Origin of the sequence: Brucella pseudogrignonensis (assembly GCF_032190615.1) — a bacterium.
GTDB classification, from domain to species: domain Bacteria; phylum Pseudomonadota; class Alphaproteobacteria; order Rhizobiales; family Rhizobiaceae; genus Brucella; species Brucella pseudogrignonensis_B.
Genome location: NZ_JAVLAT010000002.1, coordinates 197,948 through 213,476, shown reverse-complemented (window position 1 = coordinate 213,476; position 15,529 = coordinate 197,948). Strand labels below are relative to the sequence as shown.

The following is a 15,529-nucleotide window of genomic DNA, read 5'->3' as shown; positions in this document are numbered from 1 at the left end:
TCGTTCCCGCGTATGCTGCTACAAAACTGTGCTTGGCCTTGAGGAAAATCAATCCATTCAAATTTGCCTCACACAGAAACCTCAGATGCGATGAAGATGGGTTGCTACGAATTGTTTGTAGGAATGGCAGGTTTGTGACACCGATCCAATTCGCACATGGCTGCACATTGAGTGCGATCTGGTCAAAAGAAAGCCCCAGTGCATGCGTGCGCAACCGGGCTGCGCTCCATTGAAAGAAGGGGCTTCTAACGCGCTAGTTCGTCGTCTCACAAAGTAGGAGAACACATTGGCGCAACGCGCATCAGCGCGGCGGTGCTTTCGTCCATCCAGCCTAAAGCTTTAATTCTGAGCCAACTGAGCTTTTTTGTTGTTTCGCTTACTTGTTGCGAATTTTATAAAAGAGTACAAAATTCAAAACCAGACTTAATAAAACCATCAGCCAAAGCATTCGCATAGACCTGTCCACTTCATTCGCATTTCTGCTCACAAAGCCATGGGCCATGTCAAAAGTCTTGACGTTGTTGATATAGATGTCCCCATTAAAATAAATGCCGTTGTCGTTGTCGGCTGCAATTATTTCTTTGGTATTGTCGTTATTCGTTAGCCTAAATCCACCATCACCGGTCCTTATTGAAATAAACTCTCGTTTATCTTCGGTTTCGGGCCAGCGTAATCCGCCAAAAACCTCACCTGACTTTCCTTTATTCAGCAGCAGGCCAGAACCGGGGCCGTATGTCGAGATACTCGTCTGTAGGTTCTGAGAAGTTGCTTCTTGTGAACGCGCTGGGGATGTGATGGTTGAGAACACTAACGTTGCCAGAAGCCAAGGTATAGTTCGCTTTAACAATGGCACAATCCTATGTTGAACATGCCCGTTCATTTATCACGCAGTTTTTGAATAGAAAACCCCGAATGCTGGAGGGCGATCCGGGGGCACACCCCAAGCGACCCCCGCCTGTAAAGTGCTATCGCTCTTTACCAGACGGTAAAATATTTGCACTCCCTACTTTCGGATAATATCGATGAAAAAGCACCGGTGTTACGCGTCAAGCACGGTTCCGTTTGTTTCTCGCATTCTTGCGTTTAGAATAATGATCCTTTTGCGCATGACAGCAACACGTGCGACCTCGCTCGGTTTCCCTTGTTGTTTGAGGCGCAGGAAGAATGCTTTCATAGCCACGTCGAAGCGGATGGCTGGCAGGCCAATTTCATTGAGCCAGATGCTCCACCGAATAGTTAAGTCAGGTCACGCTTGCCGCTATCGTCAAACGCGCACGTTAGTTCATATATACTCTCGGCCTTATCGATTGCGATGACGGTTTCAATCTTACAGAATAGGGCATTGAGCGCGCGCCGGTATAGATCTGGTTGCTCTGGCACTAGAATGACATCCGGGCAAACCCGAAGCGCGTCCTTAATCGGAATCACATTTTTCACGCCCATCGTTTTCGCCTCTTTTGAGCAGGCGATCACGGCGGTTCGATTGGTGCCTTCAAACGGAACAAAACCGATTGGCCGACCTCGCAGACGCTTGTCGCATTATAACTCGACTGACGCGAAACGCCCGTCCAAGTCGAGATACAGCCGTTCTATCGTCTCAGGTAGGCGCATTTCAAACTCCTGAAAACAAGCCACACGAAGCTTGTTCCGAGTACATAGACATTAAGGAACATAATTCGCGCTGCAGGGAGGTGTTCTTATTTTGTTCTGGTTGATATGGAGAGTCAATCGGTCATTTGCCGGGTGTGGAAAGCAGATAAGCCTTAAGCCTGACACGGCGGTCTTTTTGGCTGGCAATGATCTGAAGGCAAGGCAGGGCATTGCATTACCCAATTAATTCGGAAAAGCGCGAGGTTGCTGGAAGTGAGTTCACCAATGCCAGAGACAGAAGCAGGCCTTCGCGCCCGCGTCGTCGGACTGCAACAAACGACACAGACAAATAATCAAAGGCTTGCCACGTTAGAGACTTGGCAACGCCAGAGGGAAATTGAAAGCGCTCGTAATAAGTCAGAAGAAAGGACATTGAATTATTCTCAAATATTTTTGGAACGATTTCGGCCTATGCACATTAAGCAATAGACTAATATGTCATTGAAAATTTTGGAGAATTTAGATGCGCCGTATTCTGCTCGCTGCTGCTGCAACTGTTGCCCTGGTTTCTTTTGCTAACGCTCAGACTGCCACTGTTGCAGAAAAAGAAGTGTTTGTGACTGCTCAACCGACTGCTGTTCTTAGCTATAATCTTATCGGTCTGAATATCGTAAATGGCGACGACAAAACCATTGGGGAAATTAAGGACCTTATTATCTCAGATGGTGTGCTAAGTGGCTATATCGTGTCTGTTGGCGGCTTTCTGGGAGTTGGTGAGCGTTACGTGATTGTTGCCCCTGATGCCGTGGATATTACCTATTTTGACGAAGACAAGAAGTGGTCGGCAGTTATGAACTCGACAAAGGAAGAAATTGAGAAGGCGCCAGAGTTCAAGTACGATGGCCGCTGGGCAAAGTAATTATTGACAAAAGACTATGAAAACCGCCCTTCGGGGCGGTTTATTCATTTATTGTGTACAACTTGGTGGCGATATACGTGTCATGAAAGATATTTTACAGAGGATCGGGCTGGGGCAGAAGAATAGGAATTGAATAGTTAATTTAGCAAAATGCAAGTGCCAAAGGGGAGATATGAGCTTTTGATCAATTTCTCATATGGAACTTATTCGCCCATTAAAGGTTCGCCTTCTAGTTGGCTTTGTTCTGACAGGAGGAACTTCTCGTGAAAAAGTTAAACCCCACCGAGGCGCGGCAGGGTAAAGAAGGCAAACCAGTTCTCATTATATTGTTGGTCAGTCTTGCTGCGGCGGCAGGCGTTTGGATCGGGATTGAAATATTCGGTAATGTGATCGAGCCAGAGGCTCCAGCTAATAGCGAGCAAACCGTGCCACCAGCTTTATCCGAACAGGTGCCGCCAGCTTCTATCAATTAGATAAGTGCCTAGCCTATTCGTTTGGATCGACGCCTATCTCGCCTTTTCGAATTTCCTCTGAGACAATCGTTATGGCGTCTGCTGCTTCATCTGCTGACCAGCCCGCTTCAACGGCTTCCTCGATGAGGTTACTTGCGCCGGGGATGCTTGTTCCATCAATGACCGCTTCTGCGTCTTTTGGAGAGCGTCCTTCTAAGGTCGCCTGCTCAAGGAGTTCTGCAACTCCCTCAGAAACAGCCTCTTGGCAATCAATCTGGCGATCAGGATATAGTCCTATCTCTTTTGGGCCCAACATTGCCTTCTACCTTTTGTGACTTAGTCAATATTAATCGTTAGATCGATCAATATATGGCTCGTTCGGAAGCTTTTTTTCATGGTTGCCGGGTGAATTCGACTGCTCGTGTGTAGGCCTATCATTTTGATCCTTGGGATCAACGGGGGCAGGATCAGCCGATTGATCTTCACGAACCAAATCAGGATCTGTCCAAGGGCTTTTTTTTCTATCCATTTGTGTCTCCTCGCACTTGAATTTCATTAAATGAGAAAACCCCACCGAAGTGGGGTTGTTGAATTAAGCTGCTTTAAGGTTTACTTTTGTTTCTGCCAGTTTTGTCAAATCGTGATCCGTCTGACCTTCTTCCTGCAAAGTTGTGTCAAGCAGTTTCGCGACATCCTTGTGTCCAAGTTCCGTGGCCCAGCGTTTAAGCGTTCCATATCTTGTAATCTCGTAGTGTTCGACAGCCTGAGCAGACGAAATGAGGCCAGCATCAAGAGCTTTTGTGTCCTTAAATTCCTCGATAATTTCTTCACCTTCTGCAATAATTCCCTCAATAGCATCACAAGTTTTGCCTTGAGCGCGTTTTCCGATCAGTTCGAAAACCTGCTGAAGCCTTTCGATATGCTCCTGAGTTTGTTCCTTATGTTTTTCGAATGCTGCTTTTAGTTCTGGCGCTACAGCGGCCCTAGCCATCTTTGGCAATGCCTTAATGATTTTTCGTTCCGCGTAATAAATGTCTTTGAGTGTATCGTAGAACAGATCGTCGAGTGTCTTTTCTTTGGAAGTTGGCATTTTTCTCTCCATTAGAGTTTATGCCCCTGCATGGAGAGTCAACGTAGCCAAACCTTCTTTGTTCCTACCAAGTCCAGAAAATGTTAGCTTAATACTTGAGGTGCGCCCCGAATTTGGACCACGGAGAACTAGAATTTTCCGGGTTTAAGGCTCAAAGCGGCGGGGATGCCGTTGAGCCATTCATAAGCGAAAGCGGCACCTTATTGCCAATGGCGCTATGTGGCCGGAATTCGTTATAGTCTCTACGCCAATCCTCCATCTTAATGCGGGCGTCGTCAAGGCTCATGAACCAATGGCGTTCAGGCACTCGGCTCTGAACTTGCCATTGAAGCTCCCTATGTAGCTGTTATCTGTCGGCTTGCCGGGTCGGGAGAAGTCGAGCCCCCCTATGGTAAGCCCATAAATCCAGGTCACGAGAGATAAATTCGCCGCCATTACACACGCCATCCGTATATCTGTGTTTGTCACGACCGTCATCGATGTTCTTATTTTGTTCGTGCCAATAAAGGAGTCAAGCATGTTGCATGGATTTGCCGTGGTTTTTTGTAACCCTTTGTAATTACGGGGAAACTATTTGTGACAAGATGCAACATGAAAACGGCTCGATGCAGAGCGTTTAATTTATCTAAGACGTTGATTTCCTTTAGAAAAGTATTGGCTGGGGAACCTGGATTCGAACCAGGACTAACGGAGTCAGAGTCCGTGGGTCTACCGTTAACCTATTCCCCAGCACAATCGCTTTTCAGTTCAGTATAACTGAGAGCGATTTCGACGAAAGCCAAATGCTTCATTTGTCGGTGGCCACCATCTAGCGAACTCAAACGGGTAGCGCAAGCCCTTCATTTAAAAAAATATGGCAAATTCAGTTATTTCTTTGTTTCTCTTCGAAAGCCTTGTACTTGCACCGCAACTTGACAGGTATCCAGAAAAAAAGCCCGGCAGCAGAGGTGCGGCCGGGCAAAAGGGCAGGCTGGCCGAGAGGGGACCCGGCTGTGAAGGTGGCGCCCGCCAGATGTTCGTTCAGCAGATGTGGCGCGTGGTCTCCAAGCGTGCGCGTGCATCTGCAAGTGCGGCCAGAACGCGGGTCGGATCATCCGTCACCCGCGTGTGGATCGCGGTATAAATATCACCATCATGCACCCCAATGTCCCTAAGCAGGTAGCTATCGAGCTGATTGAGATGGCCGACATGGCGTCGGTTTCTGAAAAGCGTCCAGCGACGCATAGCCGACGCAAACACGGAATTCACCATCTGACGCAGCACGGAGGTTGAAGTGCTGGTTTCGGGTAAAGGTGTTATGGTGGTTTTGCTTATCGCTGTCATTGCCGCTCTCCTTCAAGCGCGCTTGTTCAAAATGTTTCTATCGTCAGGTCATTCGCTTTCGCGTCTCCATTCTCTGCGACGCCAGCTTTATCCAAGAATAGAATTGATTGTTCCAACGAATGTTTTTAATATGATAGTTCAATAATTATGATGGATCGTTTTGATGAGCGCGCCTTTAGATCTAGACCAGTTGCAGACCTTCATTGCTATTGCGGATACGGGCAGCTTTACCAAAGCAGCAGATGCTGTTTTTAAAACACAATCAGCTGTTTCCATGCAGATGCGCCGCCTTGAAGAACGCATTGGGAAGCCGCTTTTTGAACGGGATGGGCGCATTAATCGCCTGACTGAAGATGGCGAAAGGTTGCTGCTTTATGCACGTCGTATGTTGCTGTTAAATGGCGAAACCATCGCAGCCTTTGACGATACGCAACTTGAAGGCCATGTCCGCATTGGTACGCCTGATGATTATGCGGATCGGTTTTTGCCTGAAATCATGGCGCGTTTTGCGCGGTCAAACCCGCGTGTTGAATTGTCGGTGGTGTGCGAACCAACGGTTAATCTTGACGAAATGATCCGTCGTGGCACGCTGGACATTGCTCTTGTGACGCAATGCGATGATAAGCGTCGGTCTGAAGTTGTGCGCACTGAGCCGCTGTTGTGGGTGACTTCGGCCACGCATGCGGTGCATGAAGAGGCGATGTTGCCACTGGCGGTGGGAAGACCCACATGCATCTGGCGCAATGCTGCAATCAATGTTCTCGAGCAGGCTAACCGAGATTATCGCATTATCATCACGAGTTGGTCTGCGACCGTTCTGGCGGCGGCGGTTCTTTCGGGGTTGGCTGTTTCTGTTTTGCCGGAATGTGCGCTGCGTCCCGGCATGCGCGTGCTGGGCGAGGCTGACGGATTTGGTGCTTTGCCAGAGTTTGGCATTGGCATTATGCGTGGGCATAACAAGCAGAATGCAATTGTGGACGCATTGGCACAGCATATTATTGAAAGTCTTGATAATATTTCTTCGCCCCCTCCGTCAGCTCTTTCGTCTGCTGAAGTGTCATCCTTATCATCCATTAGAATGCGTCGCGTGCGTAGCAATGAATTATTACCGGGTTGGTGAGGGTTGAACGTGCGTAAGCCTGAAGAGTGGCGTCTTGTCCCGTTGACCGCTGATCCTCGACTGATACCTATTGCAGGATGAGCATAGGTTTCGATTCTGATCCTAAGGGCACCGCTTCTAATGTAGCGGAATATAGCGTTTCTGAGATTTCCGGCGCTTTGAAGCGCACGGTCGAAGATACGTTTGCGCATGTGCGTGTGCGTGGAGAAATTTCCGGCTATCGCGGACCGCATTCGTCTGGTCATGCCTATTTTGCGTTGAAAGATGACCGGTCGCGGCTTGAGGCCGTCATCTGGCGCGGATCAATGGGACGTTTGCGCTTCCGTCCGGAAGAAGGCATGGAAGTCATTGCCACAGGCAAACTGACCACCTATCCGGGCTCTTCCAAGTATCAGATTGTCATAGAACAGATGGAGCCTGCTGGCGCGGGTGCGCTGATGGCTCTGCTTGAAGAGCGCAAGCGCAAGCTGGCTGCGGAAGGCTTGTTCGACCCGGCTGCCAAGCAGCTATTGCCGTTTATGCCGCGGGTGATTGGTGTTGTGACATCGCCCACCGGTGCCGTGATCCGCGATATTATTCACCGCATTTCGGATCGCTATCCGCTGCGTGTCATTGTCTGGCCTGTGCGTGTGCAGGGTGAGACAAGCGGTGCGGAAGTGGCTGCAGCGGTGGAAGGTTTCAATGGACTGGCCGAAGACGGCATGATTCCACGCCCCGATGTGTTGATTGTTGCGCGTGGTGGCGGCAGTCTCGAAGATCTTTGGGGCTTTAATGATGAGATCGTCGTGCGGGCAGTTGCGGCGTCACATATTCCGGTAATTTCAGCTGTCGGCCATGAAACGGACTGGACGCTGATTGATCTGGCAGCCGATGTGCGCGCACCAACGCCGACAGGTGCAGCCGAAATGGCGGTGCCTGTGAAGGCTGATCTGGTGGCAACAGTTGCCGCACAATCTGCGCGTCTGTCTGCGGCCATGTCGCGGTTCATCGATCAAAAGCGTCAATCCTTCCGCGCTGCCGGTCGTGCGCTGCCATCAGCTGATCAACTGCTTGCCCTGCCGCGTCGTCGCTTTGACGAGGCTGCGTCGCGCCTCACACGCGGGTTGTTTGTGAACACACAAAAGAAACGCGTACAATTTGAAGGACGTGCACGGCAATTGTCGCCACGTTTGCTGCAACGTGGTTTTGACGAGCAAAAGCGTCATATCAAGCTGCTGGGCCAGCGCTTGCCGCGTGCGCTGGAAGCATTTTTGCGCGAGCGCCGCATCGTGTTTGCAAGACGTGCCGACCGGCTGACGCCGGAGCCTTTGCTACGGCGGACAACGCTTGCGAAAAATGCCATGGAGCAGCTCGATCGCCGCCGCGATCAGGCGATTAACATATTGATTGAACGCACCAAACGACGCGGGCAGGAACTGGAACGGCTGATGCGCACACTTTCCTATGAAAGTGTTCTGGATCGCGGTTTTGCGGTTGTTTTCGATGCGGCAGGGAAGCCGGTTAAGCAGGCGGCAAGCGTTGGTAATGGTGATGCTTTGTCGATTCGCTTCCGCGATGGTGATGTTGCTGTTGTGGCCGGGATTACGTCAGGACGCTCGTCAAAGAGTAAAGCGAGCAAAACGGGGACACTGGATTCCGACGATCAAAACTCGTTATTTTAGACACATATCCAAAGCCATTTCACAGAATTGAGGTTCTTTGCACACTCTTAAGGCTGACTTAAGTTTGGTTTTCTCTTTCGTTATCCCAGCGAGTCACGTGGCTCACAAAGATGAAGCTGAAAGAGTTTTTGAATGTCGGTTAAGTTTTTTCAAGGCCATGGGGTAACCAGTCGTCGTGCCTTTCTGATTGGTGCAAGTGCTGTAGCGCTTTCCGGCTGTGTTTCAACAGCACAGCAGCCGGGTGCGGCTAAAGTGGCCAAGGCTCCTGCTCCGGTTCGTGCCGTGCCGCCGATGTATGAAGCGATGCCCTATGAGCAGTTCCCACTGCCTGCGGTGAATGTCGCCAAGGTCGATCCGAAATTCTGGCGGCAGGAAGTTGATTATCCGACCAGTGAAAAAGTCGGCACTGTGATCGTCGATACGCCTAACAAATATCTTTATCACGTTCGTGGCAACGGTCGCGCCATGCGCTATGGTATTGGTGTGGGCCGTGATGGCTTTTCATGGGCGGGTCGCGCAATCATCGCCTATAAGCGTGAGTGGCCGCGCTGGACGCCGCCGGATGAAATGGTGGCGCGCCAGCCTGCGCTTGAACCCTATAGCATTGCCAATGGTGGTATGCCTCCGGGCCTGAAGAACCCGCTCGGTGCGCGGGCGCTGTATATTCATAAGGATGGCCGTGACACGATCTATCGTATTCATGGTTCGCCTGAAGAATGGAGCATCGGCAAGGCCGTATCGTCGGGTTGTATTCGCCTGCTCAATCAGGATGTGATCGATCTCTATAACAATGTGCGCGATGGCAGCACGATTGTGGTGATCCCTGATCCGAGCAAAGGAACGCAGGTTTCAGCGTAACCAACAACAGAAGGCGCGGATCTCCGTGCCTTTTGTTTATTTATTGCCTGTTGCAGCAGCGATAGTTTCAGCGCTGCGCCAGAGTGATGGTCCCTGCATCACGACAACGCCCACGGCCACCAATAGAACACCCGCTATGCGCGATGGCGTGATTTCTCTTGAGGCAAATCCCATAATGCCGAAATAATCGACCAGCACCGCAGCAATCAATTGCCCGGCAATAACTGATGTCATAAAACCTGCGGCGCCAAGTTTGGGTGCGAACAAAATAGCTGCCGTGATGTAAAACACGCCGGCAATTCCACCGATCCATATCCACTTCGGCTGACCTAAAAGGCCGGTGAAGGTGGGTAGCGACACTTTCATTGCCAGCAAAACCGGCAGCACGCAAATGATGCTGACGATCAGCGAAACGACGGTCGCCCACAATGGATGACCGAGTGCGCGGCCCAATGCGGCATTCGCCCCAGCTTGAAATGGCACCACCGCACCGGCGATAAGCGCGGCGACAAGAAATGTAAGCGATCCCTGAGCCTGCATGGAGAGTCCTTTCATCTATTCCTTTCACTCTGAAGTAGATATATGTTTAGTGAATGGGAAATTCGGATTTGCGATTGAGATATGCATCAAAAGAATAATCTAAGAAATGTTGATCTGAACTTGCTCGTTATTCTCGATGTTTTGCTGACGGAACGGCATGTCTCGCGCGCAGCGGTTCGGCTCAATATGAGCCAGCCTGCAGTTAGTCATGCTTTGGCGCGTCTGCGTGATCTGCTGGATGATCCATTGCTTGTCCGGGAAGGTGCTGGCCTTGTGCCATCCATTAAGGCAATGGAAATCGCAAAGCCGCTGACGGAAGCGCTATCAGGCGTGCGCGCAGTGCTGGGGCCGCAAGGTTTCGATCCCGCGACTACGCAGCATCGTTTTAATCTGTCGATGTCAGATTATGGCAGTCGTATTGTGTTGCCTGGGCTGGTGCGTGAATTGCGAAAAGACGCTCCGGGGATTGATCTTGCGATCAGCCAATTCAGCCGCGAAGGCATGATAGCACGTATTCTGGATGGCGAGATTGATCTGGGCTTTGGCGTCTTTCCGCATTTGCCAGCCCAGATAACATCAGATGTCGTGATCCAGGACGAATATGTTTGCCTGCTTGACGGCCGAACGCTCGAAGGTGGCCGCCTGGACACCGAAACCTATTTTGCACGCCCTCATGCTTTGGTTGCGGTGCGTGGCGACGCGATGACGGAGATTGAGGAAAGCCTGAGGCTCGCGGGACATACACGGCATATCGCGCTTGTCGTGCCGCACTGGAATGTGGCGCCGCAGCTCATAGAGGGGACTGATCTTATTCTGACAGTTGCGCGAAGCGCTCTGAGGAATCTCCCACTGGCGGATAATTTGGTGGTCCTGCCTGTGCCCGTACCCCTGCCGCCACTCGTTTTTGTGCAGGTTTGGCATAAGCGCCGGGAAAGCGACCCGGCGCATCGCTGGTTACGGTCGAAAATAAGCTCGACCGTCTTTAAAGCTTAGTACGCGTATTCGAGGAAGATCGGCTCAACCGAACCAGCCCAGACGCTGTTGTAAGCTTTGATCATGCGTTCGGCATCAGTGATGCCTGCGGCAACGATTTCTTCAAGCGGTGCCAGGAAATGCGTTTCATCAAAGCCGTCGCTGTTCAACTGTTTGCGGTTGAGAAGACCAAGACGCGAAATTTCCAGTGTCTTGCGTGCAATCTGCGCCACCGGCTTGCCGCGGAACGTAGCATTGAGTGCCTTTGCAGGAACATCATTGCGCAGCGCCAGAACCTCTTCATAGGTCCAGTCTTTTGTCAGGTCTTCAGCGGCGCTCAGTGCTTCATCATCATAAAGCAGACCAACCCAATAAGCCGGCAGAGCGCAGATGCGGCGCCATGGGCCACCATCGGCACCACGCATTTCGAGGAATCGCTTGAGGCGCACTTCCGGGAACAACGTTGAAAGATGATTGGTCCAGTCGCCCATGTTCGGCACCGGATCACTGACTTCACCCTTCAATGCGCCATTCATGAACTGACGGAAGGTAACATGCGTGCAGTCGTGATAACGACCGTCGCGCAGGATGAAATACATTGGAACGTCGAGTGCCCATTCCACATAATCGATGAAGCCGAAGTTTTCCGAGAACACAAACGGCAACACGCCCGAGCGCTGGTTGTCGGTGTCCCGCCAGATATTGGAGCGCCACGATTGAAGGCCATTTGGCTTGCCTTCGGTGAAAGGCGAACTGGCAAACAGTGCTGTCGCAATTGACTGCAACTTCATCGAAACCTGCATCTTGCGGCGCATGTCGGTTTCGGAGCTGAAGTCGAGATTTACCTGAACGGTCGATGTGCGGTACATCATGTCGAGACCTTCATGCCCGACTTTCGGCATGTAGTTGCTCATGATCTTATAACGCGACTTTGGCATCACCGGCGTTTCTGCCAGCGTCCATTTCGGACTGCCGCCAAGGCCGAGGAAGCGGATACCAAGTGGTTCAGCAATCTCACGCACCTGTGAAAGATGCGCATTCACTTCGCGGCATGTCTGATGAATGGAGGAGAGAGGCGCGCCCGACAATTCAAACTGGCCACCCGGCTCAAGCGAAATTGCACCCTGTCCGGTTGGTTCAACGAGGCCGATAATATTGCCTTCATCGATGATCGGTTCCCAGCCAAGCTTGGCTTTCATACCCTCCAGAATGGCTTTGATACCGCGTGGACCATCATAGGGAACAGGGCTGTTATCGGCGACATAGAACGGAAATTTTTCGTGCTCGGTGCCGATGCGCCAGGCATCTTTTGGCTTGCTGCCCTCAGCAAGATAGGCTGCGAGTTCTTCAACACCGGTCAGTGCTGTTTCATCAGTTGTGTCGCGCGCCATATCGTTTGTCCCTAGTCGAATTTGTCTTTGTCAGCGTGATTGGACAAATTTGTCAAATCGCGCAAGTCAATTTCATTGATCATTGAATTTTCTTGAATTCATGCTGGTGTTTTCCAGTCGCCCAGCACGGCCTGAACAAGCGTCAGTGCCGCAACCGCTGCGGTATCCGCGCGCAGAATGCGAGGTCCAAGTGGAATGGCAGTCACAAAAGGCAGGGCGCGCAATTGCTGTCGCTCGCTTTCCGAAAAGCCGCCTTCTGGCCCAATCAGCACAGCGTAAGGGCCGGGTTTCAGATTGCTCAGAATGGTTAGCGGATCATCGCTTTCATAGCCTTCATCGCAAAAGATCAGGCGGCGCGACTGATCCCATTGTTCCAGAAAGCGGTCAAAGCGCAATGCATCGCGGCATTCGGGTATGGCCAACACGCCACATTGTTCCGCGGCTTCAATCGCATTTGCTTTAATGCGATCTGTGCCGAGCTTGGGCACTTGCGTATGCTGCGTGATAACGGGTTGCAGCACGCCTGCACCCATTTCAACCGCCTTCTGCACCATATAATCAAGCCGGCCCTGTTTGAGCGGTGCAAAACAATAGATCAGATCGCAAGGCGCTGGCTGCGGGCGGGTTTGTTCGATCACTTCCAGAAAGAGCCGCTTCTTGCCCTCGGGACGAAGCCTGACCCTCCATTCGCCATCCTGTCCGTTAAAGGCCAGAACTTCGTCGCCTTCCTTCAACCGCAACACATGCGTTAGATAATGGGCGGCCTGGGTTGGGGCTTCGACGCTTGTCCCTGTAGCAAGGACAGCTTCAATATGAATTCGTTGCATTTTATAATTTGCGCGCATTGCGCATCGATGACAGAGGGCGGGGCCAATGGTCAAGCCTTTTGGTCGTGCCCCGTGCATCATGAGCGATGTTACACGTTTAATTGATACCAATAAAAACCAGTTGAAATAAACTGAATTGCATCCATATAGATATGATCATATCTATTTGAATGGAACTTAAATCATGAAACAGGCCTGGGTCGAATTTGCGCCGCTGCTCTCAGCCAATTCGCGTGGATGGCGTAAAGCTTTTGACGCGGCAATGGCAGAGCACAGTCTTTCGGATGCAAAAGCCATTCCACTCATGACCCTTCTGCGGCACGGCGACTGCATCCCGCAGGGTGTGCTGGCTGAAAGAGTTGGCATTGAAGGCGCAACGATTGTTCGCGTGGTGGATGATCTGGAAAAAGAAAACCTGATCCGCCGCACCGCAGACGACACAGACCGACGGGTGAAACTCATTCAGCTCACCGATGAAGGCCGCGCCCTCGCACAGAAAGTCGAAAAGACTGCGGCGCGATTGCGCACAGCCTTTCTGGGTGATCTCGATCCTGAAGCCGTCGATGTCGCGATGGATGTGCTGCGCAAGCTTCATGAGAAGTTTCAGAACCAGCCGTCCTGAGCAGAGCACGCTTTAACAACTGTAGCCGTAAAGAAAATGATCAAGCCCGCTGAAACATTGCCACGATTTTGGGACGTGGTCTTCTCGCTGAAGACCTTTGCGGCCGCTATGCTTGCATTGTGGATCGCTCTGATAGCAGATCTGCCCAATCCCTATTGGTCTGTGGCTGCGGTTTACATCGTGGCGCATCCGCTTTCGGGTGCGACAACGTCAAAGGGTTTTTACCGACTGATCGGCACCATCATTGGCGGTGCCGTCACGATCCTGTTTGTGCCGAATCTGGTCAATTCTCCAGAGATTTTGACACTGGCCATTGGTTTGTGGATGGGACTCTGCCTTGCAATCAGCTTGCTTGATGGCACACCGCGCAGCTATCTTTTCATGCTGGCAGGTTACACGGTTGCAATTGCAAGTTTTGCCGTTGTTTCAGCGCCTGAAACCACATTCAATTATGCAGTTGGCCGTGTTGAGGAAATCGCTATCGGCATCATCTGTGCTGCGGTGGTCAATCGTCTGGTCTTTCCACGCCACAGCGGTCCGGTGCTTGTTGCACGCATTGATAACTGGCTGCGCGATGGTTCAAAGCTTGCAGTTGAGACATTGCGTGGAAAGGGGGATAGCCCTGAATTTCGCCGTGACCGCCAGCGGTTGGCCGCCGATGCGCTGGAACTGCGTAATCTGACGACACATGTGGCATATGATACGTCTTCAATTCGCAATGTCGCAACCTTATTGCATGTTCTACAGCAACGCATGGTTGCTGTGCTGCCGATCATTTCCAGCCTGAATGATGTGTTGGTTCTCAAGCCCGGTGAAGGTCAGAAATCCTGGCATCCGGCAGTACAGAAATTGTTAGATGAAGCCTGCAACTGGATAGAAAGTGGAGAGGATCTGACTGAACAGCGCCGAGCTGTTCTGCTGGGCTATATTGACGAGATCGACCGTCATGGCAAGGATGCACATACGTGGAATGAATTGCTGCCGTTTAATGTTGCGGCACGCGTGCGCGATCTTGTTCAGATCTGGAGCGACTGTATCACGTTGCGGCAAGACATTATTTCTGGTTCACGCCATTCTCTACGCTGGCGCCGCTACGATGCACATCTGAAGCGTCGTCCGCAGCACAGAGATTATGGCATGGCTTTTCTGTCAGGTTTCTCGGCCTTTCTCTCAACCTGTATCGCAACCGCTTTCTGGATCGCCACCGGTTGGTCACAGGGCAGTGCAGCAGCCATGATGGCTGGCATCTTCTGCTGTATTTTTGCAGCGATGGATGATCCGGTTCCGGTTATGCGCAAGTTTAGCTGGTTACTGCTGATCGTGATTGTTGCAGCCTTCATCTTTGAATTTGCGCTTCTGCCGCTGGTTGATGGCTTCTTGCCGCTCGTACTGGTGCTGGGATTGTTTTTGATCCCTGCTGGCCTGCTTTTGGCAATACCATCGCAGTTTCTGCTGGGCATGGTTCTTTGTGTGAACTTGCCAAACATGCTGATGTTGCAGGGTCATCTTACCCATGATTTCATCAGTTTTGCCAATGCCAATCTGGCAACGGTTGTGGGTATCGTTATTGCTGCGGTTGTCACTTCCATCGTGCGCTCGGTGGGCGCAGAATGGACTGTGCAGCGGCTTGTAAAAGCAGGCTGGCGCGATCTCATCGAAGCGACAGAACGCAAGCAGGGACGTCATCGCCGTCTGCGTATGAATAGTTTGTTGCTCAGGATGATTGACCGCATCGGAATGATGACACCACGACTGGCTTTAATTCCCTCTGCCGACATTGCGAAGGTCGATTTGCTGCGCGATCTGCGCAATGGAATGAACACCATCGACATCCAGCAGTATCGTTCAAAGTTACCGGAACAATGCCGACAGGCGGTTGACAAGGTGCTTGATGGTGTTGGTGCGCATTACAAAGCGCTTTTGCGTAACAGAAATGATGAAGCGCAAGCGGATATAGATAAGCGACTTCTTGGCGCAATCGATGATGCCATTGCCGTCATCCTTGAACATGGTTCGCCTGCAATCACCAGAAGGCCTCGTCTGGCGTTGGTTGCGCTGCGCTTCAACCTCTTTCCAAAGGCGCCGCCTTTTGAGTTGCCACCGCAATCGCAACTCGAACTGTCGCAGGCCGCCTGAGACGAACTGGACGAATGGAATTAAAATT

At 51.3% G+C, this 15,529-nt stretch carries 17 protein-coding genes, 1 tRNA gene and 1 pseudogene; 8 read left to right on the top strand and 11 right to left on the bottom strand.

Going from position 1 to position 15,529, the window contains the following annotated elements; genetic code table 11:
• Positions 1-376: 376 nt before the first annotated feature.
• A complete protein-coding gene (locus RI570_RS12405) occupies positions 377-847 on the bottom strand; it encodes a hypothetical protein (protein ID WP_313828851.1) in 471 nt (156 codons plus the stop codon).
• A 389-nt stretch (positions 848-1,236) separates the two neighbouring features.
• Complete coding sequence (locus RI570_RS12400; RefSeq protein ID WP_313830018.1) at positions 1,237-1,527, bottom strand: hypothetical protein; 291 nt, start codon at positions 1,525-1,527, stop codon at positions 1,237-1,239.
• Positions 1,528-2,113: 586 nt separating this feature from the next.
• Here RI570_RS12400 and RI570_RS12395 point away from each other — a divergent pair.
• Together RI570_RS12395 and RI570_RS12390 are read left to right on the top strand one after the other, a co-directional pair.
• Positions 2,114-2,509, top strand: a complete 396-nt coding sequence (locus RI570_RS12395; RefSeq protein WP_313828850.1) for a PRC-barrel domain-containing protein — start codon at positions 2,114-2,116, stop codon at positions 2,507-2,509.
• Between the two features lie 263 nt (positions 2,510-2,772).
• Entirely contained in the window at positions 2,773-2,982 is a 210-nt protein-coding gene (locus tag RI570_RS12390; protein ID WP_313828849.1) for a hypothetical protein, read from the top strand.
• Between the two features lie 13 nt (positions 2,983-2,995).
• On the opposite strand, the gene RI570_RS12385 is transcribed toward RI570_RS12390, so the two are convergent.
• The 6 genes and pseudogenes from RI570_RS12385 to RI570_RS12360 all read right to left on the bottom strand — a co-directional run bounded on the left by RI570_RS12385 (position 2,996) and on the right by RI570_RS12360 (position 5,374).
• Positions 2,996-3,277: a hypothetical protein gene (locus RI570_RS12385; protein ID WP_313828848.1), complete on the bottom strand. Its 282-nt coding sequence runs from the start codon at positions 3,275-3,277 to the stop codon at positions 2,996-2,998.
• Between the two features lie 30 nt (positions 3,278-3,307).
• Positions 3,308-3,490 carry a hypothetical protein gene (locus RI570_RS12380; protein WP_313828847.1) on the bottom strand — a complete coding sequence of 61 codons (183 nt, stop codon included), beginning with the start codon at positions 3,488-3,490 and terminating at the stop codon, positions 3,308-3,310.
• Between the two features lie 63 nt (positions 3,491-3,553).
• A complete protein-coding gene (locus RI570_RS12375; protein ID WP_313828846.1) occupies positions 3,554-4,051 on the bottom strand; it encodes a ferritin-like domain-containing protein in 498 nt (165 codons plus the stop codon).
• A gap of 151 nt (positions 4,052-4,202) precedes the next feature.
• Positions 4,203-4,493: pseudogene (locus tag RI570_RS12370) on the bottom strand (integrase core domain-containing protein); the annotation flags it as partial.
• Between the two features lie 213 nt (positions 4,494-4,706).
• Positions 4,707-4,780 (bottom strand) — tRNA-Gln (locus tag RI570_RS12365).
• Positions 4,781-5,071: 291 nt separating this feature from the next.
• Positions 5,072-5,374 (bottom strand): DUF1127 domain-containing protein, encoded by a 303-nt coding sequence (locus RI570_RS12360; RefSeq protein ID WP_313828845.1) that lies wholly within the window; start codon positions 5,372-5,374, stop codon positions 5,072-5,074.
• A 163-nt stretch (positions 5,375-5,537) separates the two neighbouring features.
• Here RI570_RS12360 and RI570_RS12355 point away from each other — a divergent pair, with 163 nt between their 5' ends.
• From RI570_RS12355 to RI570_RS12345, 3 genes are all read left to right on the top strand, one after another.
• Entirely contained in the window at positions 5,538-6,494 is a 957-nt protein-coding gene (locus tag RI570_RS12355) for a LysR substrate-binding domain-containing protein (protein ID WP_313828844.1), read from the top strand.
• A 77-nt stretch (positions 6,495-6,571) separates the two neighbouring features.
• Positions 6,572-8,155 carry an exodeoxyribonuclease VII large subunit gene (gene xseA, locus RI570_RS12350; protein WP_409558666.1) on the top strand — a complete coding sequence of 528 codons (1,584 nt, stop codon included), beginning with the start codon at positions 6,572-6,574 and terminating at the stop codon, positions 8,153-8,155.
• Positions 8,156-8,287: 132 nt separating this feature from the next.
• Positions 8,288-9,013, top strand: coding sequence for a L,D-transpeptidase (locus tag RI570_RS12345; protein WP_313828843.1), 726 nt, complete (start codon positions 8,288-8,290; stop codon positions 9,011-9,013).
• A gap of 36 nt (positions 9,014-9,049) precedes the next feature.
• On the opposite strand, the gene RI570_RS12340 is transcribed toward RI570_RS12345, so the two are convergent.
• Complete coding sequence (locus RI570_RS12340; protein ID WP_313828842.1) at positions 9,050-9,568, bottom strand: DMT family transporter; 519 nt, start codon at positions 9,566-9,568, stop codon at positions 9,050-9,052.
• A gap of 66 nt (positions 9,569-9,634) precedes the next feature.
• Here RI570_RS12340 and RI570_RS12335 point away from each other — a divergent pair, with 66 nt between their 5' ends.
• Positions 9,635-10,546, top strand: coding sequence for a LysR substrate-binding domain-containing protein (locus RI570_RS12335; RefSeq protein WP_313828841.1), 912 nt, complete (start codon positions 9,635-9,637; stop codon positions 10,544-10,546).
• Here the strand turns inward: RI570_RS12335 and RI570_RS12330 are convergent.
• Together RI570_RS12330 and RI570_RS12325 are read right to left on the bottom strand one after the other, a co-directional pair.
• Positions 10,543-11,916: a glutamate--cysteine ligase gene (locus tag RI570_RS12330; protein ID WP_313828840.1), complete on the bottom strand. Its 1,374-nt coding sequence runs from the start codon at positions 11,914-11,916 to the stop codon at positions 10,543-10,545. The genes RI570_RS12335 and RI570_RS12330 overlap by 4 nt on opposite strands.
• 98 nt (positions 11,917-12,014) lie before the next feature.
• On the bottom strand, positions 12,015-12,761 hold the full coding sequence (locus RI570_RS12325; RefSeq protein ID WP_313828839.1) for a 16S rRNA (uracil(1498)-N(3))-methyltransferase: 747 nt from the start codon (positions 12,759-12,761) through the stop codon (positions 12,015-12,017).
• Between the two features lie 166 nt (positions 12,762-12,927).
• Between RI570_RS12325 and RI570_RS12320 the strand changes: the two genes are divergently transcribed.
• A complete protein-coding gene (locus tag RI570_RS12320) occupies positions 12,928-13,365 on the top strand; it encodes a MarR family transcriptional regulator (protein ID WP_313828838.1) in 438 nt (145 codons plus the stop codon).
• 36 nt (positions 13,366-13,401) lie between these two features.
• Positions 13,402-15,501 carry an FUSC family protein gene (locus RI570_RS12315; RefSeq protein WP_313828837.1) on the top strand — a complete coding sequence of 700 codons (2,100 nt, stop codon included), beginning with the start codon at positions 13,402-13,404 and terminating at the stop codon, positions 15,499-15,501.
• Positions 15,502-15,529 lie beyond the last annotated feature (28 nt).